General features: G+C 62.8%; 1 protein-coding gene. It reads left to right on the top strand.

Annotated elements, in window-relative coordinates; genetic code table 11:
• The first annotated feature begins 185 nt into the window (after positions 1-185).
• Entirely contained in the window at positions 186-1,532 is a 1,347-nt protein-coding gene (locus EWE75_RS24490) for an aminotransferase class V-fold PLP-dependent enzyme (RefSeq protein WP_231708557.1), read from the top strand.
• The last annotated feature ends 144 nt before the right edge of the window (positions 1,533-1,676 follow it).

The raw sequence follows: 1,676 nt of genomic DNA, 5'->3' as shown, positions 1-1,676 counted from the left end.
ACCTCGCACAAACCTGCCAGCGCCTCCGCGACAACGGCAAACCCGCCAAGGTCGCCCTCGTCGCAACCATGCGAAAACTCATCATCACACTCAATGCCATGCTCAAATCACAGCAAACATACCGGCCTGCATGAACACAGTTGCTCGGGGCGAACGGAGTGGAGTTTTCTCCTTAGGAATATCGATTGCGCGGTGCGGCAAAGCCGCTACCCTCGTGGCATCCCTTCCAGACCGAGGTGCCGATGCTCAACCGCCGTTCCCTGCTCGCGACCGCAACCGCCGCCGGGCTTGCCGCACCCTTCGGGCGTGAGGCGTTCGCGGCGGCGCTGACGCCGGTGGCGATGCCGGCGCCGGGCCTCTACGAGACCAACGAGGACGCCTATTGGGCGGGGCTTCGCAAACAGTTCCTGATGCCGGCCGATCTCGTCAACCTCAACAACGGCACGGTCGGATCGTCGCCGCGCCCGGTGCTCAAGGCGGTGTTCGACAGCTATGAGCTGACCGAGCAGATGATGCAGGATGCGCCGGAGGATTATCCGATCTGGGGCTATGGCCCCTGGCCCGAATTCCGCAAACCTTTCGCCGACCTGATGGGCGCGCGGGTCGACCAGATCGCGATGGTGCGCAACTGCACCGAGGCGAACAGCTTCGTCGGCAACGGCTTCGAGATGAAGCCGGGTGACGAGGTGCTGATGTCCGACGAGGAGCATGGCAGCGGCATCGCCCCGTGGGAGCTTCGCGCCAAACGCTACGGCATCGTCATCAAGACCTTCGCGATGCCCAAGCCGCCGAAAAGCCCCGACGAGATCCTCAACCGCATCAACGACGCGATCACGCCGCGCACGAAGATCATCTTCGTCAGCCACATCAGCACCAACACCGGCGTGGTGCTGCCGGCCAAGCAGATTTCGGCGCTGGCGCGGTCCAAGGGCATCGTCTCGGCGTTCGACGGCGCGCATGCGGCTGGGATGATGAAGGTCGATCTCAATGATATCGGCTGCGATCTCTACACCGGATCGATGCACAAATGGCTGTTCGCGCCCAAGGGCACGGGGTTCCTGTATCTGCGCGACGACAGCATCATCAACCGCGTCTGGCCGACGACGGTGACGCACTCGTGGGACGATCTGACGCTCAAGGCGGGGCGCTACCAGCAGTTCGGATCGTCCAACATCCCGACGATGATGGGGCTGAACGCGTCGATCGCGCTGGCGCAAAGCATCGGCATCGAGCGGATCGAGAAGCGCCACCGCCAGATGGCCGATTACCTCCACGCCGAGATGATGAAGCGCGGCGCGGAAAGCTGGACGTCGCCCGATCCGGCGATGCGCTGCGGCATCACCACCGTCAACGTGCCGCCGGTCTCGCGCATGGAGCTTGAGACGTGGCTGTGGAAGAACCACAAGATCCGCATCCGCGGCGGCGAGCCGAGCAAGCTGCGGCTCTCCACGCCCTATTATCTGTCCAAGGCCGATCTCGACCGATTCCTCGAAAAGTTCGATGCGTTTCGGAAGATGAAGGGGATCGCCTGATCCCCCAACCGTTCGTCCCGAGCAACTGTGTTCATGCCGGCCGGTATGTTTGCTGTGATTTGAGCATGGCATTGAGTGTGATGATGAGTTTTCGCATGGTTGCGACGAGGGCGACCTTGGCGGGTTTGCCGTTGTCGCGGAGGC

Origin of the sequence: Sphingomonas populi, from assembly GCF_004208535.1 — a bacterium.
GTDB classification, from domain to species: Bacteria; Pseudomonadota; Alphaproteobacteria; order Sphingomonadales; family Sphingomonadaceae; genus Sphingomonas; species Sphingomonas populi.
Note: the sequence above shows the minus strand (reverse complement) of the source record. Positions and strands in the feature narration are given on the sequence as shown.